This is a genomic window from Microbacterium sp. BWR-S6Y, assembly GCF_041379845.1.
Lineage (GTDB): Bacteria > Actinomycetota > Actinomycetes > Actinomycetales > Microbacteriaceae > Microbacterium > Microbacterium hydrothermale.
In genome coordinates this window covers 149,521-171,968 of the sequence record NZ_JBFECV010000005.1, presented here as the reverse complement: position 1 = coordinate 171,968, position 22,448 = coordinate 149,521, and the positions used below count along the sequence as shown (strand labels likewise).

Annotated in this window: 24 protein-coding genes and 1 tRNA gene; 8 read left to right on the top strand and 17 right to left on the bottom strand. The window is 71.3% G+C overall.

The annotated features are described in order from the left end of the window. Positions 1 to 31 precede the first annotated feature (31 nt). The gene (locus AB1K56_RS12535; protein WP_264632004.1) at positions 32 to 625 is read left to right on the top strand and encodes a hypothetical protein; all 594 of its coding nucleotides are present in this window, start codon (positions 32 to 34) and stop codon (positions 623 to 625) included. 221 nt (positions 626 to 846) lie between these two features. Here AB1K56_RS12535 and AB1K56_RS12530 read toward each other — a convergent pair whose 3' ends face one another. From AB1K56_RS12530 to AB1K56_RS12510, 5 genes are all read right to left on the bottom strand, one after another. Then, positions 847 to 1,290, bottom strand: coding sequence for a heat shock protein transcriptional repressor HspR (locus tag AB1K56_RS12530; RefSeq protein ID WP_371205919.1), 444 nt, complete (start codon positions 1,288 to 1,290; stop codon positions 847 to 849). 93 nt (positions 1,291 to 1,383) lie between these two features. Continuing rightward, positions 1,384 to 2,367, bottom strand: coding sequence for a DnaJ C-terminal domain-containing protein (locus tag AB1K56_RS12525; protein ID WP_136588000.1), 984 nt, complete (start codon positions 2,365 to 2,367; stop codon positions 1,384 to 1,386). 8 nt (positions 2,368 to 2,375) lie between these two features. After that, on the bottom strand, positions 2,376 to 2,981 hold the full coding sequence (locus AB1K56_RS12520) for a nucleotide exchange factor GrpE (RefSeq protein ID WP_136587999.1): 606 nt from the start codon (positions 2,979 to 2,981) through the stop codon (positions 2,376 to 2,378). A gap of 9 nt (positions 2,982 to 2,990) precedes the next feature. Continuing rightward, a complete protein-coding gene (gene dnaK, locus AB1K56_RS12515; protein WP_371205918.1) occupies positions 2,991 to 4,862 on the bottom strand; it encodes a molecular chaperone DnaK in 1,872 nt (623 codons plus the stop codon). Between the two features lie 525 nt (positions 4,863 to 5,387). Continuing rightward, on the bottom strand, positions 5,388 to 7,139 hold the full coding sequence (locus AB1K56_RS12510) for a DEAD/DEAH box helicase (RefSeq protein ID WP_371205917.1): 1,752 nt from the start codon (positions 7,137 to 7,139) through the stop codon (positions 5,388 to 5,390). Positions 7,140 to 7,265: 126 nt separating this feature from the next. Between AB1K56_RS12510 and AB1K56_RS12505 the strand changes: the two genes are divergently transcribed. Further along, positions 7,266 to 8,636: an MFS transporter gene (locus tag AB1K56_RS12505; RefSeq protein ID WP_371205916.1), complete on the top strand. Its 1,371-nt coding sequence runs from the start codon at positions 7,266 to 7,268 to the stop codon at positions 8,634 to 8,636. 189 nt (positions 8,637 to 8,825) lie between these two features. On the opposite strand, the gene AB1K56_RS12500 is transcribed toward AB1K56_RS12505, so the two are convergent. Then, positions 8,826 to 9,332 carry a MarR family winged helix-turn-helix transcriptional regulator gene (locus AB1K56_RS12500; protein ID WP_371205915.1) on the bottom strand — a complete coding sequence of 169 codons (507 nt, stop codon included), beginning with the start codon at positions 9,330 to 9,332 and terminating at the stop codon, positions 8,826 to 8,828. 108 nt (positions 9,333 to 9,440) lie between these two features. Between AB1K56_RS12500 and AB1K56_RS12495 the strand changes: the two genes are divergently transcribed. Next, positions 9,441 to 10,301 carry a hypothetical protein gene (locus AB1K56_RS12495; RefSeq protein ID WP_371205914.1) on the top strand — a complete coding sequence of 287 codons (861 nt, stop codon included), beginning with the start codon at positions 9,441 to 9,443 and terminating at the stop codon, positions 10,299 to 10,301. A 149-nt stretch (positions 10,302 to 10,450) separates the two neighbouring features. Here the strand turns inward: AB1K56_RS12495 and dcd are convergent, their stop codons facing one another. Beyond that, the gene (gene dcd / locus AB1K56_RS12490) at positions 10,451 to 11,056 is read right to left on the bottom strand and encodes a dCTP deaminase (RefSeq protein WP_136587994.1); all 606 of its coding nucleotides are present in this window, start codon (positions 11,054 to 11,056) and stop codon (positions 10,451 to 10,453) included. 197 nt (positions 11,057 to 11,253) lie between these two features. On the opposite strand from dcd, the gene AB1K56_RS12485 reads away from it, so the two are divergent. The 3 genes from AB1K56_RS12485 (at position 11,254) to AB1K56_RS12475 (ending at position 13,036) form a co-directional block, all read left to right on the top strand. Next, a tRNA-Gly gene (locus AB1K56_RS12485) sits at positions 11,254 to 11,327 on the top strand. 218 nt (positions 11,328 to 11,545) lie between these two features. After that, the gene (locus AB1K56_RS12480; RefSeq protein WP_371205913.1) at positions 11,546 to 12,106 is read left to right on the top strand and encodes a hypothetical protein; all 561 of its coding nucleotides are present in this window, start codon (positions 11,546 to 11,548) and stop codon (positions 12,104 to 12,106) included. A gap of 186 nt (positions 12,107 to 12,292) precedes the next feature. Then, entirely contained in the window at positions 12,293 to 13,036 is a 744-nt protein-coding gene (locus AB1K56_RS12475) for a hypothetical protein (RefSeq protein WP_371205912.1), read from the top strand. Between the two features lie 19 nt (positions 13,037 to 13,055). On the opposite strand, the gene AB1K56_RS12470 is transcribed toward AB1K56_RS12475, so the two are convergent. The 3 genes from AB1K56_RS12470 to AB1K56_RS12460 all read right to left on the bottom strand — a co-directional run bounded on the left by AB1K56_RS12470 (position 13,056) and on the right by AB1K56_RS12460 (position 15,015). Then, positions 13,056 to 13,601: a cysteine hydrolase family protein gene (locus AB1K56_RS12470; RefSeq protein ID WP_371205911.1), complete on the bottom strand. Its 546-nt coding sequence runs from the start codon at positions 13,599 to 13,601 to the stop codon at positions 13,056 to 13,058. A 75-nt stretch (positions 13,602 to 13,676) separates the two neighbouring features. Beyond that, on the bottom strand, positions 13,677 to 14,438 hold the full coding sequence (locus tag AB1K56_RS12465; RefSeq protein ID WP_371205910.1) for an SDR family NAD(P)-dependent oxidoreductase: 762 nt from the start codon (positions 14,436 to 14,438) through the stop codon (positions 13,677 to 13,679). 214 nt (positions 14,439 to 14,652) lie between these two features. Continuing rightward, positions 14,653 to 15,015: a hypothetical protein gene (locus AB1K56_RS12460; RefSeq protein ID WP_136587990.1), complete on the bottom strand. Its 363-nt coding sequence runs from the start codon at positions 15,013 to 15,015 to the stop codon at positions 14,653 to 14,655. Positions 15,016 to 15,125: 110 nt separating this feature from the next. On the opposite strand from AB1K56_RS12460, the gene AB1K56_RS12455 reads away from it, so the two are divergent. Then, a complete protein-coding gene (locus AB1K56_RS12455; protein ID WP_371205909.1) occupies positions 15,126 to 15,707 on the top strand; it encodes a YdeI family protein in 582 nt (193 codons plus the stop codon). Between the two features lie 41 nt (positions 15,708 to 15,748). Next, positions 15,749 to 16,459, top strand: a complete 711-nt coding sequence (locus AB1K56_RS12450; protein ID WP_371205908.1) for an SGNH/GDSL hydrolase family protein — start codon at positions 15,749 to 15,751, stop codon at positions 16,457 to 16,459. Here AB1K56_RS12450 and AB1K56_RS12445 read toward each other — a convergent pair. From AB1K56_RS12445 to AB1K56_RS12415, 7 genes are all read right to left on the bottom strand, one after another. Next, on the bottom strand, positions 16,454 to 17,104 hold the full coding sequence (locus tag AB1K56_RS12445) for a Pr6Pr family membrane protein (protein ID WP_371205907.1): 651 nt from the start codon (positions 17,102 to 17,104) through the stop codon (positions 16,454 to 16,456). The genes AB1K56_RS12450 and AB1K56_RS12445 overlap by 6 nt on opposite strands. A gap of 26 nt (positions 17,105 to 17,130) precedes the next feature. Next, entirely contained in the window at positions 17,131 to 17,829 is a 699-nt protein-coding gene (locus AB1K56_RS12440) for an alpha/beta fold hydrolase (protein WP_371205906.1), read from the bottom strand. Next, entirely contained in the window at positions 17,826 to 18,293 is a 468-nt protein-coding gene (locus AB1K56_RS12435) for a BLUF domain-containing protein (protein WP_371205905.1), read from the bottom strand. Before AB1K56_RS12435 ends, AB1K56_RS12440 begins: the two co-directional genes overlap by 4 nt. Further along, positions 18,290 to 18,574, bottom strand: a complete 285-nt coding sequence (locus AB1K56_RS12430; RefSeq protein WP_371205904.1) for a hypothetical protein — start codon at positions 18,572 to 18,574, stop codon at positions 18,290 to 18,292. Before AB1K56_RS12430 ends, AB1K56_RS12435 begins: the two co-directional genes overlap by 4 nt. A 183-nt stretch (positions 18,575 to 18,757) precedes the next feature. Beyond that, complete coding sequence (locus AB1K56_RS12425; RefSeq protein ID WP_136587986.1) at positions 18,758 to 19,147, bottom strand: ester cyclase; 390 nt, start codon at positions 19,145 to 19,147, stop codon at positions 18,758 to 18,760. Between the two features lie 96 nt (positions 19,148 to 19,243). Then, a complete protein-coding gene (locus AB1K56_RS12420; protein ID WP_371205903.1) occupies positions 19,244 to 20,827 on the bottom strand; it encodes a GMC oxidoreductase in 1,584 nt (527 codons plus the stop codon). Between the two features lie 21 nt (positions 20,828 to 20,848). Then, positions 20,849 to 22,342, bottom strand: a complete 1,494-nt coding sequence (locus tag AB1K56_RS12415) for an MFS transporter (RefSeq protein WP_371205902.1) — start codon at positions 22,340 to 22,342, stop codon at positions 20,849 to 20,851. Positions 22,343 to 22,448: the final 106 nt, after the last annotated feature.

Here is a 22,448-nt window from a genome sequence, read left to right as displayed (position 1 = left end):
GAACTCGACGTCGGATCGTAGGCTGTGGGGCATGTCCCGACTGCAGGCCGACGCCCCCGCCGACCTCTGGGTGCCGGTGACCGGCTCCCTCGGATTCCGCGGCCGACGCCACCGCAAGGCGGCGATCGGCATGCTGCTGAGCCAGGCGAATCAGGCGACCGGAGCAGCCCCGCGCCCCGGTGGCGGCGCTTTCGCGTGGATCCTCAGCCAGGCGGCCCCGCTGCTGATGAGGCGCGCCGCCGGACGCGTGCTCGTGTGGGTGTGGAAGAGCGACCCCGAACTGCTCGTCGTGATGGCGCAGCTGCAGGAGGCGACGCCGCAGGCGCGCACCGCCCGCGCCATGATGCCGATGGAGTACGACGACACGGAGTCGTTCCGGAACCCCTTCCTCGGCGTGGGCGAGAAGCTGGCGATGCCGCTGCCGAGCGACGCCAAGACCCCGCCGTTCGCCACCTACACCTGGGACACCGGCTCGCACTTCGTCACGGTGACCGCCGTGTGCTCGGATCGCGAGCGCTTCGGCACGGTGATCGGCGCGGTGGACGACGTCGCTCGCACGCTCCGCGTGGTCGACGACCTGCAGGTCGGCGAGTCGCCGACCGTGCTGCGGATCGATCCGGCCTGATCGCGCACCGGCCCACGTCAGAGGTGGCTGAGCCCGTCGAAGCCACCGGGCGTCCGCGGCATCCGGTCCGTTCGACGGGCTCAGGGACCACGGCGACACGGGCGCCGCGCGGCATCCGGTCCGCCGACGAGCTCGGGGACCTCGACGATGCGAGCGCTGCGCGGCATCCGGTCCCTTCGACGGGCTCAGGGACCTCGGCGATGCGCGGGCGAGCACCCGTCTCAGTCGTCGTGGTCGAACGGACCGAGCGGACGCCACAGGACGACGTCGGTGGCCCGGCGCACGCGCGCGCCGTGGCGCAGCGTCACGACCGAACCGGTCGCGCCGGCCGCGAAGACGCGCGCACCGGGGCGCGACTGCCGCTCGACCGAGAGCTGACGCTCGAGATCGTTGACCCGGCGGGCGAGCTCGTGCACGCGCTCCTCGAGAGCGAGCAGACGCGCGATCGCGGGCAGGCTCATGCCCTCGCCCGACAGGCGCGCCACCTCGCGCAGTTGCTGCACGTGTCGACTCGAGTAGCGTCGCGATCCGCCCTGCGTGCGCGCGGGGACCACGAGACCGAGCCGGTCGTACTGCCGCAGCGTCTGCGGGTGCATGTTCGACAGTTCCGCTGCGGCGGCGATGGCGAAGATCGGGGCGTCTTCGTCGATCTCTCTCTCGGACACGTCTTCACCTCTTCCGTCGTGCCGGTCGTGCGGCGCCGGGTTCTCGGCATCCTGTCTCATCGGATGCCGAGAACCGCGGCGACGCGCGTGTCTTTACCGCGCTTTGGCCATGAGGTCGGCGCGGGGGTTCTCTTTCGGTTCGAGCGCCTGGAAGCGCTCGAGGGCTTCGCGCGCGGCGTCGTCGAGGTGGGCGGGAACGGCCACCTGCACCTCGGCGAGCAGATCGCCGGTGCCCTTAGCGGTCGAGATCCCGCGCCCCTTGACGCGCAGCACGCGACCCGACGGCGTGCCGGGGGCGACGCGCAGTCGCACCGACTCACCGCCCAGAGTGGGCACCTCGATCGTGGCGCCGAGGGCGGCCTCGGTGAAGGTCACGGGGACCGTGACCCGCAGGTTGAGTCCGTCGCGACTGAACACCGGGTGGGGACGAACGGCGACCGTCACGACGATGTCGCCGCTCTCGCCGCCGTCGGGGGACTTGCGCCCCCGACCCCGCAGACGGATCTTCTGCCCGTCCGAGACGCCGGCGGGGATCTTCACCTTGAAGGGGACGTTGTCCTCCCCCTGCAGGGTGATCGTCTCGCCCTTGGCCGCGGTGACGAAGTCGATCGTCGTGCGGGCGGTGACGTCGGCCCCGCGCTGGGGGCCGCCGAAGCCGCGGAATCCGCCCGTCGTCTGACCGAAGCGGCCGGAGCCGAAGCCCCCTCCGCCCTGCTGGTCGAACATCGAGAAGAAGTCGTCGAAGCCGCCCTGCGGCTGGCCGCGACCCTGACCGAAGCGACTGAAGACGTCGTCGAAACCGCCGCCGCCTCCCGCTCCCGGCGCGGAGAAGCGCGCCCCCGAGCCCATGGCCCGGATCTGGTCGTACTCCTCGCGCTGCTCCGGATCGTTGAGGACCGAGTAGGCCTCGCTGATCTCTTTGAACTTCGCTTCGGCTTTCGCGTCGCCCGGGTTCGAGTCGGGGTGGTACTGGCGCGCGAGCTTGCGGTACGTCTTCTTCAGATCGGCAGCGCTGACGCTCTTGTCGACACCGAGGACCTTGTAGAAGTCCTTGTCGAACCAGTCCTGACTCGCCATGCGTCCTCCTATTCGGCCGGCACGGCCACGACGACCTTGGCCGGTCGCAGCTCGACCGATCCGAGGCGGTAGCCGACCTCGACGACCTCGAGGATCGTCGTCTCGGTCACGCCCGGGGTCGGGGCCTGGAAGATCGCCTCGTGCTGCTGCGGGTCGAACGCGTCGCCGACGGCGCCGTACGACACCACGCCGAGACGCTCGGCCACGGCCCGCACCTTGTCGCCGATCGCGGCGAGGGGGCTGCCCTCGACGAGGTCGCCGTGCTTGGCCGCGCGGTCGAGGTCGTCCATGACGGGGAGCAGGCCCTTCACGGCCTCGCCCTTCGCCCGCTCGATCTCGCGCTCGCGCTGCTCCTCGGTGCGCCGACGGTAGTTGGCGTACTCGGCCTGCAGACGCTTGAGGTCGATCAGCAGCGAGGCTTCGCGGTCGGAACCGGCGTCTTCGGCTGCGGCCTCGGGCGTCTGCTCCGCGCCGAGGATGTCGTCGATGGTCAGGCCATCGGCATCCGGGGCCTGCTCTCCCGACGGCGCGGGGCCGGAGGTGTTCTCCTCCGGCCCCGTCTCGTCAGGACCGGCGCCCGAGCCCGTGGGCTGTTCGTCGTCCTTGTGTGCCATGTTCTCCGCTTACTTCTTCTCGTCGGGGTTCTCGTCGTCGACGACCTCGGCGTCGATGACGTCTTCCTCGGGGTTCGGCGTCTCGCCGTTGCCCGGCTGACCCACGTTCGGGTCGGCGGGCTCGCCCGCAGCCTGCGACGAGGCGTAGATCGCCTCACCGAGCTTGCCCTGGCTGGCGTTCAGCTTGTCGAACGCCGTCTTGACCGCGTCGTCGTCGTCGCCGGCGAGAGCCGTCTTGAGCGCGTCGACGTCGCCCTGCACCTCGGTCTTGACATCCTCGGGCAGCTTGTCGTCGTTCTCCTTGATCAGCTTCTCGATCGAGTACGACAGGGTCTCGGCCTGGTTGCGGGTCTCGGCGGACTCGCGGCGCTTCTTGTCTTCGGCCGCGTTCTCCTCGGCCTCGCGCACCATGCGCTCGATGTCTTCCTTCGGGAGCGACGAGCCGCCCGTGATGGTCATCGACTGCTCCTTGCCGGTGCCCTTGTCCTTGGCGGACACGTGCACGATGCCGTTGGCGTCGATGTCGAAGGTGACCTCGACCTGCGGGATGCCGCGGGGAGCCGGGGCGATGCCGGTGAGCTCGAAGGTGCCGAGCGGCTTGTTGTCGCGGGTGAACTCGCGCTCGCCCTGGAAGACTTGGATCGCGACCGACGGCTGGTTGTCGTCGGCGGTGGTGAAGGTCTCGCTGCGCTTGGTCGGGATGGCCGTGTTGCGCTCGATGAGCTTGGTCATGATGCCGCCCTTGGTCTCGATACCGAGGCTCAGGGGGGTGACGTCGATGAGCAGGACGTCCTTACGCTCGCCCTTGAGGACACCGGCCTGGAGGGCTGCGCCCACGGCCACGACCTCGTCGGGGTTCACGCCCTTGTTGGCGTCCTTACCGGTCTCCTTCTTGACCAGCTCGGCGACCGCGGGCATGCGGGTCGAGCCGCCGACGAGCACCACGTGCGCGATGTCGGCGACCTTGACACCGGCCTCGCGGATGACGTCGGAGAAGGGCTTGCGGGTGCGGTCGAGGAGGTCCTTGGTGAGGTCCTCGAACTTGGCGCGGGTGAGGGTCTCGCTGAGCGAGACGGGGCCCGAGTCGGTGAGCGACAGGTAGGGGAGGTTGACGGAGGTCGAGGTCGAGCTCGACAGCTCCTTCTTGGCCTGCTCGGCCGCTTCCTTCAGACGCTGCAGAGCGATCTTGTCGCCCGAGACGTCGACACCGGTCGTGTCCTTGAACTGCTTGATGAGGTAGTCGACGACGCGCTGGTCCCAGTCGTCTCCACCGAGGCGGTTGTCCCCGGAGGTGGCGCGCACCTGGATGGTCGAGAAGTCGTCGTCCTTGCCCACCTCGAGCAGCGAGACGTCGAAGGTTCCGCCACCGAGGTCGAAGACCAGGATGAGCTCGTCTTCCTTGCCCTTGTCGAGGCCGTACGCGAGAGCGGCGGCGGTGGGCTCGTTGATGATGCGGAGCACGTTGAGGCCCGCGATCTCACCGGCCTCCTTGGTGGCCTGACGCTCGGCGTCGTTGAAGTAGGCGGGGACCGTGATGACGGCGTCGGTCACGCTGTCGCCCAGGTACTCCTCGGCGTCGCGCTTGAGCTTCTGCAGGATGCGGGCCGAGATCTCCTGCGGCGTCCACTTCTTGCCGTCGACGTCGAAGCTCCAGGTGGTGCCCATGTGGCGCTTGACGCTCGAGATGGTGCGGTCGACGTTGGTGACGGCCTGGCGCTTGGCGGTCTCGCCGACGAGCACCTCGCCGTCCTTCGTGTAGGCGACGACCGAGGGGGTCGTGCGGAAACCCTCGGCGTTGGCGATGACCTTGGGCTCGCCACCCTCGAGCACGCTCACGACGGAGTTGGTCGTACCGAGGTCGATTCCCACTGCACGGGGCATATGCGTCTCCTTGCTTGTGAGCACGGCCGTTGCCGCACTCGGGGTTCTGGTGAAGTCTCTGCGCGGGTTGAGCCGCGATGACTCAAGGTTATCGAACCCCCGTCGGGAGGTCAAGGCGACTTGATATGAATTGGCTCAACTTCTGCACCAGACGCCGCCGCGGGTGCATCCCGTGACGCGATCGCACCGGGGCGCCGCCGCCGACGAGACCCACCACCCCGCCACGGCGCCCGCACCGGGGCGCCGCGCGTGCACCGGGGCGGCCGCCGAACACCCCGGTGCACGCACCCCGCCCCGTTCCGGAGCTGCAGCACCCGGCATCCCCGCATCGCCCGCACCGGGGCGCCGCGCGTGCACCGGGGCGGCCGCCGAACACCCCGGTGCACGCAGCCCGCCCCGTTCCGGAGCTGCAGCACCCGGCATCTCCCGCATCCCCGCCGGACACGACGACGCCCCCGCACCCTCAACGGGGCACGGGGGCGTCGAACGGATGCCGCGAACCCGGCGCGACGGCCGGGTCACGGCTCAGTCGCGGTCGCGGTCGCGGTCGAAGGAGCGGCGCTGCGGACGCTCGCTGCGCTTGGCCGAACGCCCGCCCTGGTCGAGTCGCAGGTCGATGAGCTGGCCCGAGATGCGGGTGTCGGCGAGGCGGTCGATCGTGTCGCGCGAGAGGTCGGCGGGCAGCTCGACGAGCGAGAAGTCCTGGCGGATCTGGATCGCGCCGAAGTCGTTGCGGCGCAGACCACCCTCGTTCGCGAGCGCACCGACGATCTGTCGCGGCTCGACGCGCTGACGGCGGCCCACCGCGATGCGGTACGTGGCGAAGCGGCCCCCGCTGTTGCGACGATCGCCGCGGTCGCCGCCCTCGCGCGCGGAGCCGTCGCGGTCGCGGTCGAAGCGCGGCTGCCGGATCGTCTCCTCCTCGAGCAGCAGCGGCGTGTCGCCCTGGGCCACCACGGCGAGCGCGGCGGCCACGTCGGCCTCGGGAACGTCGTGGTGCGCGACGTAGTGGGCGACGACGTCGCGGAACGTCGCGATCGCGGCGGTGTCCTCGAGGGCGGTGGTGATCGCGTCGTCGAAGCGGGTGAGGCGCGTGGCGTTGACGTCGTCGACGCTCGGCAGCGACATCTCGGTGAGCGGCTGGCGCGTGGCCTTCTCGATCGCGGTGAGCATGCGGCGCTCGCGCGGGGTCACGAAGCTGATCGCGTCTCCCGTCCGGCCGGCGCGGCCGGTGCGACCGATGCGGTGCACGTACGACTCGGTGTCGATCGGCAGGTCGTAGTTGACGACGTGGCTGATGCGCTCGACGTCGAGACCGCGCGCCGCGACGTCGGTCGCGACGAGGATGTCGAGCTTGCCCGACTTGAGCTGGTTGACCGTGCGCTCGCGCTGCACCTGGGCGATGTCGCCGTTGATCGCGGCGGCGGTGTAGCCGCGGGCGCGCAGCTTCTCGGCGACGGTCTCGGTCTCGTTCTTCGTGCGGGTGAAGACGATCATGCCCTCGAAGTTCTCGACCTCGAGGATGCGCGTGAGCGCGTCGATCTTCTGCTGGTACGACACCACGAGGTAGCGCTGGGTGATGTTCGCCGAGGTCGTGGTCTTCGTCTTGACCGTGATCTCTTCGGGATCGTTGAGGTACTGCGCCGAGATGCGACGGATCTGCGCGGGCATGGTGGCCGAGAACAGGGCGACCTGCTTGGTCGAGGGCGTGTCGGCGAGGATCGTCTCGACGTCTTCGGCGAAGCCCATCTTGAGCATCTCGTCGGCCTCGTCGAGCACCAGGAACTTCAGCTCGCTGAGATCGAGGGTGCCCTTGTCGAGGTGGTCCATGATGCGACCGGGCGTGCCGACGATCACGTCGACGCCGCGGCGCAGGGCCGACAGCTGCTGGCCGTAGCCCTGGCCGCCGTAGACGGGCAGCACCGAGACGCCCTTGATGTGGGCGGCGTACTTCTCGAACGCCTCGCACACCTGCAGCGCGAGCTCGCGGGTGGGGGCGAGCACGAGCGCCTGCGGGTTCTTGTGGCCGGTCTCCATCTGCGACAGCACGGGCAGCGCGAACGCGGCGGTCTTGCCGGTTCCGGTCTGGGCCAGGCCGACGACGTCGCGCCCCTGCAGCAGCACGGGGATGGTGGCCGCCTGGATGGCGGACGGAGTCTCGTAGCCCACGTCCTTCAGGGCCTTGAGCACGGCGGCATCCAGTCCCAGGTCGGCGAAGGTGAGCTTTTCGGGGGTGGTCTCAGCCTCAGCGGAGTCGACGGGGGTTTCGGATGCCATGACTCCACGGTAGTCTCCTGCGCGCTCCGCCGTGGGCCGAGGTCTAGCCTGAACCCGCGCGACGTCGCCGTCGCCGCGTCGTGCCGGGGCACCCGGCGTTCACCGAGAGGCCCTACCGTGACCGACATGTCCGCCCCCGGCACCGCTCCCGCCCCCGCCGTCGGCCGACGTCCCGTGCTGGCGTGGGCGCTCTGGGACTGGGGCTCGGCGGCCTTCAACGCCGTCGTCACGACCTTCGTCTTCAGCACCTACCTGGCGAGCTCGCTGTTCGTCGACCCCGCGATCGTCGCCGCTGCCGGAGGAGACGACAAGAATCCCGCGCTCGTCCGGGCGCTCGCCGACAACGCGAGCCTCGTGGGCGTCGCGCTCATGGTCGCGGGCATCGTCGTGGCGCTCGTGGCCCCCGTGCTCGGCCAGCGTTCCGACGGAACCGGTCGCCGCAAACTCTGGCTGGGCATCAACACCGGGGTCGTGGTGCTCGCCATGGCCGCGATGTTCTTCGTCGAGGGGACCCCGGCCTACCTGATCCTCGGGGCGACGCTCCTGGCCGTCGGCAACGTGTTCTTCGAGTTCGCGAGCGTCAACTACTACGCGATGCTCACGCAGGTCTCGACGCGCGAGAACATCGGCCGCGTCTCGGGCTTCGGCTGGGGCATGGGTTACGTCGGCGGGATCGTGCTGCTGATGCTCCTGCTGGTGCTCTTCATCCAGAGCTTCTCGGATCCGGATGCCGGGGGCCTGCTCGCCGTGAGCAAGGACGGCGGTCTGAACATCCGGCTCGCGATCCTGGCATCCGCCCTCTGGTACGCGGTGTTCGCGATCCCGGTGCTGGTGCGCGTGCCCGAGATCCCGGCGCAGCGGCGTCAGGTGCGGGTGGGGTTCTTCCGCTCCTACGTGGTGCTCTGGGGAACGCTCCGCTCGCTCTGGCGCGACAGCCGGCAGGTGCTGCTGTTCCTCGTCGCGAGCGCCGTCTTCCGCGACGGCCTCACCGGCGTGTTCACGTTCGGGGCGATCATCGCCGCGCAGGTGTTCGGGTTCAGCGCCACCGCCGTGCTGTATTTCGCGGTCGCGGCGAACGTCGTCGCCGGCATCAGCACGTTCGTCGCCGGGCGCTTCGACGACCTGTTCGGCCCGAAGCGCGTGATCCTGGCATCCCTCATCTGCCTGATCGTCCTCGGCACGGCGATGCTGTTCATCGGCACCTCGCAGACGGGCTTCTGGATTGTGGGCCTCGGGCTCTGCGCCTTCGTCGGGCCCGTGCAGTCGGCGAGCCGCTCGTTCCTCGCGCGCGTGGCGCCGGAGGGACGCGAGGGCGAGATCTTCGGTCTCTACGCGACGACCGGTCGTGCGGTGTCGTTCCTCGCGCCGGGGCTGTTCGCCCTGTTCGTCGGGGTGACGGGCGACACGCGCCTCGGGATCCTCGGGATCGTGCTGATCCTGGCCGCGGGCCTGCTGCTCATGCTGCCGGTGAAGACGAAGGCGGCCGTGATCCGCTGAGTCGCCGGGGCGCTGCGAAGCGGGCGGCGGTCATCACCGCGGCGCCGTACACAATGCAGGACATTCCGGGAGCGTCCTGCGCCGAACCCGCGGGATTGCGCGATGACGGCTGCGGGGCGACGGGAATGTCCTGCATTGTGTCGGCCGCGGAGCCGTCCGACCCGGGCCGCCCGTCGGCGCTGCGTCGGATCAGTCGCTCGGCCAAGCGTCGGCGAACTTCGCCAGCAGGCGGGAGAGCTCGGCGCGCTCGGCGTCGGTGAATCCCTCGAGGGCGGAGCGCACGGCATCCCGTCGGCGGCCTCGGAATCCCGAGACGAGCCCCTCCCCCGCAGGCGTCAAGCGCACGCGCGTGCGGCGGGCGTCGTCGGGATCGGTCTCGCGCGCGACGAGTCCCATCTGCTCGGCCTGCTGCACCAGGCGCGAGGCGCGGGGCTGATCCACGCCGACGGCCTCCGCGATCTCGCTGACGGACATCGGTCCGGATGCCGCGACCAGAGCGTCGAGCAGACGCAGGCGCGCGGGACCTCCGAAGCGCCCCTGCCCGGGATCGGCCCACGGCGGAGCGCCGCTCCCCCAGGGTCCTCCGCCGCGCCCGTGCGGGTGGTGGTGCGCGTCGGGCGGGAACGGCGGTCGCGGGCGACGACCCCGGATCCGTGCGAGGGCCGCGGCGATCTCGTCGGCGGGGTCGGAGGCCATGCCCCGACTTTACATGTCTCTTGACAAGCATTCGGAATACATGTCACAGTACATCCGTTGTCATATGACATGTAATGGCGGAACGTCCGCCGACGAAAGGACTTCGCAATGGACACCTCCACACCTCTGGACCCCCGCAGCCTCGCCCACCGCCTCACGACGGTCGGCCACGCGCTGCACCACCGCCTGTTCGCGCAACTGCGCGACGGCGACCTGCACCCCAAGACCGTCTTCCTGCTGCGTGCCATCGACGGCCGCGTCGACGCCCCCTGGGTCGCCGAACGCCTCGCCCGCGGCGGAAAGCGGGTCTCCGCCCTGGCCGACCGCGGATGGATCACCTCCACCGACGACGGCTGGACGCTCACCGACGAGGGCCGCGCGGTCCTCGATCGAGCGGATGCCGCCCGCGCGGCGCTCCTCGCCGACGTTCCGACCGATGAGCTCGAGCGTCTGACCGCCGCGCTGGACGCCGTCTCGGCGGCGCTCGGCCACGACGAGACCGACGGCGATCCCCGTGGCGCCTTCGGCCCCGCGGCACGCGGCGCCGGTGGCGGCTTCGGACCCTTCGGCCGCGGCCTCGGACCGGGTCGGCGCGGCTTCGGTCCTCGCTTCGATGCCGAGGCGCACGCGTTCGGACCGGGCGAGCGGGGCGGCGAGCACCGCCACGGCCCCGGCCCCGGCCACGGCTTCGGCCGCGGCTTCGGCCACAAGCGCGGCTTCGCGCGCGGCGAGGCGGGGCGCGGAGACGCTCCGGCCCACGACCCTCGCGATCGCGCCAGCCGCGGGTGCGCCCCGCACCAGGACGGCGCCGGACGGGAGCGCGGACACCACCGCGGACACCGCCCCGGCGACCGCCGCGCGGCGCAGCGCGCCTACGAACGCGGCTTCGACGCCGGTTTCAGCAGCGGGCGCGCGTCAGCGGCATCCGCTGAGACGCCCGCAGCCGGCGCCGCGTCTACCACCGAGTGATCATCGAGAAACGCTCCCTGTGTCGAGGAACGCGCGCTCACCGCGTTTCCGAGCAGGGATTGCGTTCCCCGGCGCACTCGACGCCGCAGGCCCCTCCGAGCCGACAAACGAACAGCCCCGCCGAGGTCCTCTCGACGGGGCTGTTCGCGTCAGCGACCGGCCGAGCCGGCGTCGGTCGTGCCGACGTCGGTGCGGTGGAAGTTGAGCGCCGAGCGGGACGCGGTCGGACCGCGCTGACCCTGGTAGCGGTTGCCGTAGGGGCCGGAGCCGTAGGGGCTCTCGGCGGGCGAGGTCAGGCGGAAGTAGCAGACCTGACCGATCTTCATGCCCGGCCACAGCTTGATGGGCAGCGTGGCGACGTTGGAGAGCTCGAGGGTCACGTGGCCCGAGAAACCGGGGTCGATGAACCCCGCGGTGGAGTGGGTCAGCAGGCCGAGGCGCCCCAGCGACGACTTGCCCTCGAGACGCGCGGCGACATCGTCGGGGAGGGTGACGCGCTCGAACGTCGATCCGAGCGCGAATTCGCCCGGGTGAAGAATGAACGGCTCGTCGGGCTCGACCTCGATGAGGCGCGTGAGCTCGGGCTGATCCTCGGCGGGATCGATGAACGGGTACTTGTGATTGTCGAACAGACGGAAGTACCGGTCGAGACGCACGTCGACGCTCGAGGGCTGCACCATCGCGGGGTCGTAGGGATCGAGGCCGAGGCGGCCGTCGTCGAGGTGGGCCCGGATGTCGCGATCGGAGAGCAGCACGGGATCAGCCTAGAGCGTGGGCGTCACAGCGGCCGGGCCGTCGGCGGAGTGCCTCGCGGCGTCGAGCGCGCTCGGTTTTCATCACGGCCCGGGTGATACCTCGCGCACAGATGCGCCCTCGGCGATCGCACACGTCCCGACCCGAGCGGATGCCACCGAAGACGCTGTTATGCTGGCCGGGTCGCCGCGAGGCGCACGGGGCTGTAGTTCAATGGCAGAACTTCTGCTTCCCAAGCAGACAGCGCGGGTTCGATTCCCGTCAGCCCCTCCAATGCCCTCACGGGCGGCCGCAGGCCGCGCGGGAGGGCATTCGTGTTGTCGTCAAGCGAAGCCCTGGCCGCTGGAGGCTCCGCGCGCTGCGCAGCAGCTGCCCGACGGGCCTCGGCTGGCTGCCGCTACGGTGAGGACCATGGGGATCGCAGCGCGTCAGCCCGGCGTGTGCGCCACGCGGCGAGTGCCTGACCCGCGGACGTGGACGACGTGGCGAGGGTGAGCACACCGTCGCGCGCGGCGACGATCGCGCTGACCTGCGGCATCCTCGTCCTGCTTCCCGTCCTGATCGGCGGCGTGTACCTGTGGGCTCGACACCAGTATCAGAACCCGTATCCGGAGGTGGACGGCGTGCTCTGGCGTCAGGTGGCATCGGTGGAGGATCCGTTGGATGCTTCCCTCTACCGGACCGACGCCCCGAGCATCCCGGCCTACGTCGATGCGCTGAACGGAGTGCGATGGGATGGGGCTCCCGACGGCGCTGATGCCATCGACCTGTCACGTCCGACGCTGGTCGTTCACGACGTCGAGGAAACCCCGGAAACCGTCTCTTTCCACGTCTTTATTTCGTCGGGTACCCGGGTGGCCCCACCCGAAGAAGGGTTCCGCTGGCCCGGGGAGCCGGAGGCATTCTTCACGTGCTACGACGTGGAGGTGTCGTTCCCCTCGTCCGGCGCGCCCAGCGTCGGGCGAGGTCGTAACGTCCCCTGCCCCGCTCTCCTGACGGACCGGATGCCATCGGGGGCGGTCTACATGAAGCCGTCGACTTTCGATGGGTGAGGCGCCGTGCTCAGCGGGTTCGCCACGTTCCACGCGGCTCCACCTGCGGACGCAGAATCCGATCGTGGGCTTTGCTCGGATGACCTTCGGCATCGCTGGTCTCGGAGCCCCGACTCCCCGGAGTGATAACCCCGGCCCCGCGGAGCCGGCCTTCGCGCCCCACCCCTGATACGGCAGGGTGGGACCATGCTGACCGACGCCGAGCAGGAGGAACGGACGCTCCTGTACGGGCGCGTCTACGGCCCCGGCGCCCGCCCCGACGACGCCCTCGTGCGGCGGCTGCGCGAGCTCGAGGAGCGGGCGCTGACGCCGCCGGCGCGACCCGAGCCGGAGCCGGAAGCCGGCTCTGCTCCGCCCGCGGCGACCCCGGTCCCGAACGGAGGGAGCGGCGGACAGGAGATCGACGGCCCGCCGGACGAGGACCCCGACACGAGACCGACGTGGCGTCGACGGCTCACGCTCGACGGTCCCCGCCGCACCGCCGTGCTCCCGGTCATCGCCGCGGTCGTGGGCTTGGTCGGCGGGGCGCTCCTCGGGGCGACCTTCACCCCTCCGACCGCGGGCGGCGACATCCCCGAGCTGTCGTACGCGGCGACGGGGGAGGACAGGCTGCCGTTTCCCGACGACGCCGGCCTGCTCGATCCCGCGTCGGTCCGCTTCATCGCCAGCACCGACAACGGCCTCATCTACGTCGGCCGCCAGCGCGACGTCCCCGACGAGGTCTGCCTCGCCGTCGTGTTCTCGAGCGTGGCCGACGCCGCGACGGCCCAGTGCGGCGCGTTCGACGTCACCGCGCAGGTGGATCCGAACACGTGGGTCGTGATCGGCGAACCGTCCTCGGCGAAGATGAACAACACCCTTCCCAGCCGGTTCGACACGCGTCAGCTGTCGGAGAGCGTGCGTCTCTACGAGCTGCGGGATCGGTCCTGAGGGCGGCCCTCGCCCCGCGTCACGAGGCGCCCGTCACCTCGGCGCTCGTCACGACCTCCGCGCCCGCCCCGCCCAGCGCGGCGAGGAACGCGGCGTGCACGGCCTCGCCGGGCACCTCGACGCCGCCGTGGGAGAGGTCGGGAGCGGCGCAGGCATCGCCGACCACCGTCACGGCGTAGCCGAGATCGAGGGCGGCGCGGACGGTGGCATCCACGCACATGCTCGTCATCATGCCGACCACCAGCAGGTTCTCGGTGCCGAGGCCGCGGAGACGCTCGTGCAGGTCGGTGCCGACGAACGCGTTGGGAGCGTGCTTCACGATCACGCTCTCCCCCGCCTCGGGGGCGACGCGCGCGTCGATCTCGGCGCCGTCCGTGTCGACCTCGAGGAAGCCCCCGCCAGCCGGGCTCTCGTGCCGCACGTGGATGACGGGAGCTCCCTGCTCTCGCTGGCGCGCCAGCACGCGCGCGGCGGCGTCGGCCGCGGCATCCGGGCCCACCAGGGGATGGCGGCCGCCGGGGAAGTAGTCGCGTTGGATGTCGATGATCACGAGCACGGGAGGCATGACCCGAGTATCGCCCCGCGGCGGCGGGAGCGGCGAGGGGTTGCTCCGATCGCGCGACGCGGATCGCGGGGACGCTCAGCTGCGCAGGTGCGACGCCCCGTTCAGGTCGAGGATGGCGCCCGACGCCCACTGCGAGCGCGGCGAGCTGAGGTACACCACGGCATCCGCCACCTCCTCGACGGTCGCGACGCGACCGAACGGACTCTGGTCGCGGATGCCGTCGCCCTCCGCCCCCGACAGCTTCTGCTGCTGCCGGTCGGTGCCCACGAAGCCCGGCGCGACACTCGTGACGGCGATGTCGTGCGGGGCGAGGGCGACCGCGAGGGACTGCCCCATGGCGTGCAGACCCGCCTTCGCCGCGCCGTAGGCGGGGAACTCCGGCTCACCGCGGAACGCGCCGCGCGAGCCCACGTTCACGATCGCTCCGGGCAGACCGCGATCGATCATCGAGCGCGCGACGAGGAAGGTCATGTTCGCGGGCGCGCGCAGGTCGACGTCGACCATGCGCTCCCAGATGCGCTGCCAGGTGTCGTAGTCCACGGTGGCGACGGGATGCGAGGTGTCGGGGTTCGGGGCGATCGCGGCGTTGTTCACGAGCACGTCGATCCGCCCGAACTCCTCCAGCACGTCGCCGACCACGCGCTCCGGGACCGCCGGGTCGGACAGGTCGCCGCCGACGAGGATGTGCCCCTCACCGTGCAGGAGGGAGAGGGTGTGCGCGGCGGCATCCTGATCGGATCCGTAGTGCACGGCGACGCGGTCGCCCCGCTCGCTGAGGGCCACGGCGATGGCCCGGCCGATTCCGCGGGAGGCTCCGGTCACGAGGGAGTGCAGCATGCCTCCCATCCTGGAGGATGCCGAGCGTCCGGGCGCCACGCGCGAAACGGCGGTGTCGCCCGGACTGTCCGGGGCTCGCACACCGGGACGATGACCGGTCGCATCCGGTGTGGAGGGCCCACGCTACGACCGCGCGGGTGGGCCGAGGTGGGCTTGACGAGCTCCCCCCGCGAGTGCGGGGGGGGGGTGTCCGCACGCGGAAGGATGCCGATGCTCAGGCGCGGGTGAATCCGTCGAGGTCGGGGTCCCAGAACGCGTCGGGGTTGTCGGTGTCGATCGTCTGCTCGTGCGCGATCGCGGGGGCCTGCGGGAAGCGCTTGTGCTGCCGCAGCTCCTCGGCCGCCCACGAGAAGTCGGGCTCGTCGCCGGTCCAGTCGTGCGCGGGTGCGCTGAGCACGTCGTTGCCGACGCCGATCACCAGTTCGGCCTCGTCGGTGCTCCCGGACGCGGTGACGATCGGGATGCTGACCGCCTCGGCCTGGCCGTCGGCGGCGATCGACGCGGTGAGCTGGACGAGCGCCTCCGCCACGTCATCGGTCGTGGTCACGGTCTCGCCGGCGTAGGTCACACATCGCATTCCCTCATCGTGGAGGGAGGCGCGGTCGCGGAGGGCCCGCTTGCCCCGAGGCCTCCCGATCGGATACGGCGTACCTGTGCGATGTCGGTGGTCGGCGCTAGCGTCGACGCATGGCCGAGGCACCCGAACTGACCGTCGCCGACGTCGCCGCCTGGCGCGCCTGGCTCGACGCCCACGAAGACGGCAGCGACGGGGTCTGGCTGGTGCTGGCGAAGAAGGGGACGACGGCTCCCACCACGCTCACGTACGCCGAAGCCCTCGACGAGGCTCTCTGCAGCGGATGGATCGACGGACGGAAGCAGTCGAGGGATGCCGCGACCTTCCGCCAGCACTTCACCCCGCGTCGGTCGAGGTCGATGTGGTCGGCCCGCAACGTCGACATCGTCGCGCGCCTGACGGCGGAGGGCCGCATGCGTCCCCGCGGCGCGGACGAGATCGCTCGGGCGCAGGCCGACGGCCGGTGGGACCGGGCCTACGCGGGGTCGGCCACGATGGACGTCCCGCCCGACCTGCAGGAGGCGTTGGATGCCGCTCCGGCGGCGGCCCGCGCGTTCGCCGCGCTGTCGAAGACCGACCGCTACTCCGTGCTGCACCCGGTGGTCACCGCGACCACCCCCGCCGCGCGGGCGGCGCGGATCGCCCGCCACGTCGCGCGACTGGCAGGAGACCACAGCGGCGCCCCGCCCCGATGACGACGACCCCGGGGCCCTCCGCGCCGGGCGACAATGGGCGGATGCGCCCCCGGACGATCCTGGCCGCCGTCGTCGCGGCATCCGTCACCGCCCTTGCCGGCTGCGCGCCCGCCGCCCCGACGTCCCCCTCCCCCGAGAGCGCCGGTGCGGGTGCGACCGACGACCGCCCGGTCGTGTCGTTCTACGGCGACTCGTACACGCGCGGCACGGGCGCGAGTTCGATCGACGCGCGGTGGTCGACGATCATCTCGGTCGAGCGCGGGTGGAACGAGTTCAACCGCAGCGCCGACGGCCTCGGCTTCGTCAATCGGCGCGCGAGCATGCGCGACGGCCTCGACGACATCCCCGCCCTCGTGATCGCCGACGATCCCGACATCGTGTTCGTCACGATGGGCTTGAACGACAACTTCAGCTACGACGACCGCGCCGACGCCATCCACCGCACGATCGACAGCGACCTCGACCGCTTACGCGCGGGACTGCCCGAGGCGCGGATCGTCGTCGTCGAACCGTTCTGGTACACCGACGAGCGCCCCGCCTCGGTCGACGTCATCGCCGGATGGGTCGAGGACGCCGCAGAGCGCATCGGCGCCGACCACATCGAGGGCGCCAGCCACTGGCTCGACGGTCACTACGCTGACTCCCCCGACAGCTGGATGGCGGTCGACGGGCTGCACCCGAACGACACCGGCTACGCGTACATGGCGGAGCGGATGGATGCCGCGCTCCGCGCCCTCGATCCACCGCTATGACGGGTGCCGAGTCGGCGTGCGCCCCGCCCACCGAACACGACTGAGAGCCCACACCCCGGTCGCCGCGACGAGCAGCAGCAGCAGGATGCCGACCACGTGCAGCACGAGCGAGGCGAGGCCGCGTTCGGGGAGCAGGAAGCCGTAGGGCACCCAACCGTCGGTCGCGCCGCGGAAGAGCACGACGGCGACCCACAGCAGCGGGTACGGCAGCACCCACCACAGCCGGTTCCACGGCAGCACCGGGCGATCCGGCGCGGTGGCGAAGTCGAAGACGACGAGCACGGGGAAGACGGCGTGCAGCACGATGCTGACCCACGGCGGCGCTGAGCCCGTCCCCGGGACCAGGCCGTTATAGACCACGGCGACCACGATCAGACAGGCGACCCCGACTGCCCATGCCACGGTGAGCGACGGCGGGACGCCACGGCCTCTCGTCGCGAGCAGCCCGAGGACGATGAGCAGGGCGGCGGTGAGTGCGCTCGTCTGATTCGTGAAGTATCCGAAGAAGTCGAAGGGGTTCGCATCGCCCACGGCGATTCGCAGGACGTACGCGTAAGCGATCACCGCGAGCACCGCTGATCCGCCGATGACACGACCGCGGGCGCGCAGCGGGTACGCGCTCGCGGAGGCGGGAGGGGACGGCACCCTGGGACGATATCGCCCGTGCCGCGTCACCGCGTCGTGGCCTCCACCCGACGAACCGTGTCGAGAATGGCATCCGCCACCGCGTCGGGGTGAGACACGTGCGGAGAGTGACCCGATGCCACCGCCACCCGCGCGTCCGAGGATTCGGCCCACTGGCGCTGCTGGTCGGCCGGGAGGGCCTTGTCTTCGGTCGCGATGATGGTCGTGATCGTCACGTCGGGGCCGGGCGCGGCCGGAGCCGGCTGCGTGAATGACTCCACGCTCTGCCACTGGACTCGCGGAAGCGCCTTCTCGACGACGGCGGGGGCGACGCCGGAGTAGATGGTCTCGGCGATGTCGCCGATCTTCACGCCGCGTCCGTCGGCCGATCGCTCGTAGTCCGGCGGGAACTCGCCGCCCTGCGCGTCCAGCAGCGACACACCGACCGGCAGGGCGAAAGCGGCGATCATCACGAGCCCCCGCACCGAGTCGGTCGCCGCCGCCGCCCGTGCCGGAACGCCGCCGTACGAGTGCGCCGCGAGCACCACCGGCCCCTCGACGCGGGCGACCGCGGAGCGGATGGCATCCACGTCATCCGTCAACGAGCCGATCGTGGCGGTGTCATCGGAGATGCTGGGCAGGTCGACGGTGACGGCCGTCGCCCCGCGCTCGGACAGCGCGGCCAGCAGCGGCTCGAACACCCAGGGGCCGTGCATGGCTCCGGGAATGAGGACGATCGTGGTCATCGTGCATCTTCTTTCTCGCGAAGGGCCGTGCCGGCGAGTGTGCGGGCACGGAACCAGACGGTCAGTTCACGCACGGCCCGGATGGTCGCGTCGTCGTCGTCGTCGCTCTCGAGGTCGTCGAAGGTGTCGCGGAAACCCTCGGGCGCCGCTGTGGTGGGGACGCCGATCGGCTCGTACCCCATCGTCCACTCGGTGAAGCGGCGCTCGTCGATCCGCTCGGACAGGAGGATGCGCACGTCGGAGTGACGATCGTCTCGACGGATGGCATCCATCAGGTGCTCCACCGCGTCCTGCGGTCCCTCGAGCACCTGGAAGAACCGACCCCGCCGGTACAGCAGCATGCCGGTGAGGTCGTGAGCGTGGTTGGAACGGCGGCTCTGCGTCAACAGGTCAGCCAGACGCTCGTCGTCGAACGGCGCGGTCGCGGTGCTGACGTACGAGACCGACACCAGCGGCGCGCTCACGACACCGCCCCACGCCCGAGGGCGCGCGGCGCGGGCACCCGCACCTGCTCGAGGGTGATCTCGTCCTCTTGGGCCGGCTGGCCGTTGGTGACGGCGGCCATGGCCGCGGTGAGGGTGCGGAAACTCCCGACGACGCGCGAGGTCCCGTCGAACGCGAGATAGCCGCCGTCGGTCTGCCGGTCGATGTAGCCGAGGAAGACGCCCTTGCGGCTGCCGACGTGGAAGCCCTCTTCGACGCGGGACCATACGACTCCGGCGCCGGGCCGGTCGGGAGACATCATGCTCACCGTTCCTTTCACCCGGATGGAACACGGGCACGAGTGACCGTACCCGCGGGGTCCGACACCGGGCCGCCCTTGACAGATCGCGCACACAGACCCATCTGTACGCAGCGATCTGCCCGATTCGGAGGCAGGCCGGGGCTTTCTCTCGGCATCCCGCATCCCGTCGGCGCGAGCGGGAGATCAGGCGATCGCGGCGCGGATCTGGGCGGCGTCGTCGGTTCCGACCGCCTCGGTGATGAGGCCGCGCTCGACGCGGTACATCGCGAACGACGCGATGTTGACGCGTCGCCGGGTGGGCGCGACGTGGGCGAAGGGGCCGGTGTGCGCCCCGCCTGCACGCAGGTGGACGGCGAGACGGTCGTCTTCGACGAGGATCTGGATGCGCTTGACCTGCCAGTCGGGGAAGCCGTGCAGCAGCTCGGCGTAGTCGGCGATCCAGGCCTCCGCACCTGCGGGCAGGTGCGCCCGCCGCACGGCCGGGTGCAGGAAGCCGCGCACCCTCTCGACGTCGTGACGGTTGAGCGCCTCGAGGAAGTCGGCGAACCACTCCCGCATCTCCCACGGCTCCATCGGTCCATTATCGCCAGCGCGTGCGACCCCGGCACCGTGCGTGACTCGCCGGTTCTTGTCGCTCCGGCAGTCCGGAAGGCGACGAGAACCGGCGAGTCACGCGTCGGCGACGCCGGTGCGGAGATCGTGAGCCAGCCGTCGCGCGCCGCGCACCGCGATCGCGACGCTCGTGAGCGTCGGGTTCATCGTGTTGGCCGTGGGGATGAGCGCGTTCCCGCCCACCACGAGGTTGTCGAACCCCCACACGCGCGAGAAGGGATCGGCGACCGACGTCGCGGGGTCGGTGCCCGCGCGCATCGTCCCCATGAAGTGCAGGCTCGAGCCGTTCGGCAGAAGCCGGGGCTCGGCGATGAACGTGCCGAGGGCCTGGCCGGCGCGGCGAAGACGCGCGGTGGCCTCGGCGATCTCGGCGTTCTCGCGCTCGGTGAGGGCGTACTCGATCGTGAAGTTCGGCATGCCGCGGTAGTCGAGCTCGTCGTCGCTGAAGACGGCGCCGTCCTCGACGCGGGGGAACTTGCGCGTGCCGAAGCCCATGTTCACGTACCCCCAGCGGTTGCCCGACGCGGGGTGGTCGACGGGGAGCGGGAACGGCGGCGTCTCGGCGTACATGATCTGCGCCGAGTACGGGTGGTCGGGCTCGGAGAACGGGATGCGGTTGACCGCGGCGACCGGGTCGGCCGGGTTCGTGGCGCGGCGGGCGAGCTCGGCCTCGAGCTCGTCCTCCGAGACGAGCGCGCTCATGCGATCGGCATCCAGCGCGACCGTGCTGATGACGACGTGGTGCTCGGTCAGGTACCGCCCGAGGGGCGCGGGACGGATGCCGGAGGCCCACAGCAGCTGCGGAGAGCGGAAGGCGTCGGCGGCGACCACGACGGCATCCGCCTCGACGAACGCCTCCTCGCGGGTGCGCAGGTCCTCGACGACCACGCCCCGCACGTGTGCGCCGTCGTGCTCGATGCGGCGGACGAGGGTGAGATCGCGCAGCTCGAACCGGGCGGCGGTGTCGGTGCCCGGCTCGATGAGGGGTCCGAGCACGGTGTCGGCCCCGGCCCAGCGCATGGTCCCGTCGGGCTGCGGGTCGCCCGCGACCGGCAGCGTGCTCACGCCGTAGCCCTCGGGCAGTTCGTCGGCGAACTCCCGGTCGAGCAGGGTGCGGATGGCCGCGCCCACGGGCGAGTCCGAGAACGCCGCGCTCTGTTTGTGCAGCAGGTCCTCGGCGGTCGAGACGAGGTCTTCCCACTCGTCGTCGCCGATGAAGTCGAGCTTCTCGCTGAACGCCGGTCGGGGAATGGCGCAGGTCCAGTGCGCTCCCTGCCCGCCGACGTTCGTCGCGGCCGCGGCGGCGGGGAAGTCCGCCGCGTGCGCGGAGCCCTCGCCGCCGAAGTCGAGCAGGTGCGTGCCCCCGCGCGCGGTGAACATGCCCTCGACGACCGCCCCGGCCAGGATGCCGAGGGAGTCGCGGTACTGCCCGGCCTGGGGCCCCTGCGACATCTCGCGGGCGCGCGCCTTCTCGTCGGGGTCGGTGAGGTTGCGTACGCTCTCGCCCGGACGCGGGGTCACCTGGGGGCCGGCCTCGAACATGATCACGCGAGCCTCGGGCAGCGCCTCGAGCAGCAGGCGGGCATAGGTCGAGCCGATGGGTCCACTGCCGACGACGGCGATGGTGGGGGCGACGGTCATGGTCTCTCCTTCGAGGGGCGTTCAGGCGCTCTGGCGAGCGGGGACGGATGCCGCGGGCGCGGGCGTCTCGTCGGAGAGACGCGCGGCGGGCAGCAGCAGCGCGATCGCGACGCCGCAGGCGTACACGACGGCGAGGCCGAGGAAGACGGGCGCGAAGGCGTCGTGGTAGACCGTGCCGATCTGCTCCTGCACGGCCGGCGCCGCCGCTCGGGCCGCGCTGGGCGTGAGGGTCGCGGCATCCACTCCCGCGGGAAGACCCGCGGCCACCGCGACACCGATAATCCCGCCGACCACCGCGGTGCCGACGGCGGCCCCGATCTGCCGGACGAGGTTGGTCGTCGCGGTGACCGCCCCGAGGTCGTCGCGCGAGGCGGCGCTCTGCACGACCGCGAAGATGAGGTTCGTGAAGGCCCCCGTGCCGATGCCGACCGCGGCCATCACGATCATCGGCACCCACAGCGGCATCCCCGCCGGAAGCAGGCCCATCGCGGTCAGCCCCAGGGCGGCGAGCGCGGTGCCCGCCACGGGGTACAGGCGGTAGCGACCCGAACGGCTGACGAGCCACCCGGTCAGCAGGCTGCTGACGAGCATGCCGAGTACGGTCGCGATCGGCACGAGGCCCGAGACCGTCGCGGTGGTGCGGTACGCCATCTGCACGTAGGTCGGAACGTAGGCGACCACCGAGAACAGTCCCGCTCCCACGACGAGCGAGAGCCCGAGGCAGACGAGGATCGTGCGGTCGCGCAGGATCCGCGGGGGAAGGATCGGGGCGTCCGCGCGACGTTCGATCGCGACGAGGGCCAGGATGCCGACGACCGCCCCCGCGGCGCACGCGATCGCCGCGGGGCGCAGCGCGTCGTCTCCCGCCCACGTGACCGCGAGGATGAGCGCCAGCAGCGAGCCGGTGAAGACGAGCGAGCCCGGCACGTCGAACCGCGGGTGCGCTCCGCCGGGGAGCTTCGGCACCGCCGCGACGACGAGCACGAGGGCCACGAGGCCCACGGGCAGGTTGATCCAGAACACCCAGGGCCAGCTCGCGTAGTCGGTGATGACGCCGCCGACGACCGGCCCGACGACGATCGCGACGGGGAAGGCCGCGCCGATGACCGCCATGTAGCGCGGGCGCTGACGCGGACTGGTCACGCGGGCGATGATCGTCTGCGACATCAGCTGGAGTCCGGCCGAGCCGAGCCCCTGCACGACGCGTGCGGCGATGAGCCACCCGAGGTCGGGCGCGAATCCGCACGCGAGCGAGGCGGCGAGGAAGAGCACGAGCGAGACGAGGAACACCCGGCGGGGACCGACGACGTCGCCGAGCTTGCCGAGGACGGGCAGCATCACGGTGGCGGCGAGGGTGTAGCCGACCATGATCCAGCTCATGTGGGCGAGGGCGCCGAGGTCGCCGGCGATCGTGGCGAGCGAGGTCGAAACGATCGTGTGGTCGAGGGCACCGAGGAACGAGACCGCCAGCAGGGCGGCGACGAGTACGCGCAGGCGCGCGGGGGAGAGAGTCATGCGTGGGGCGCCCGTACGACCGGGCGATCGACGCGACCGTGTGTGCCGCTCCGGCTCCCTCACCGGGCGAACGGACCCCTGGGGCCCCGACGTCACATTCAGCATA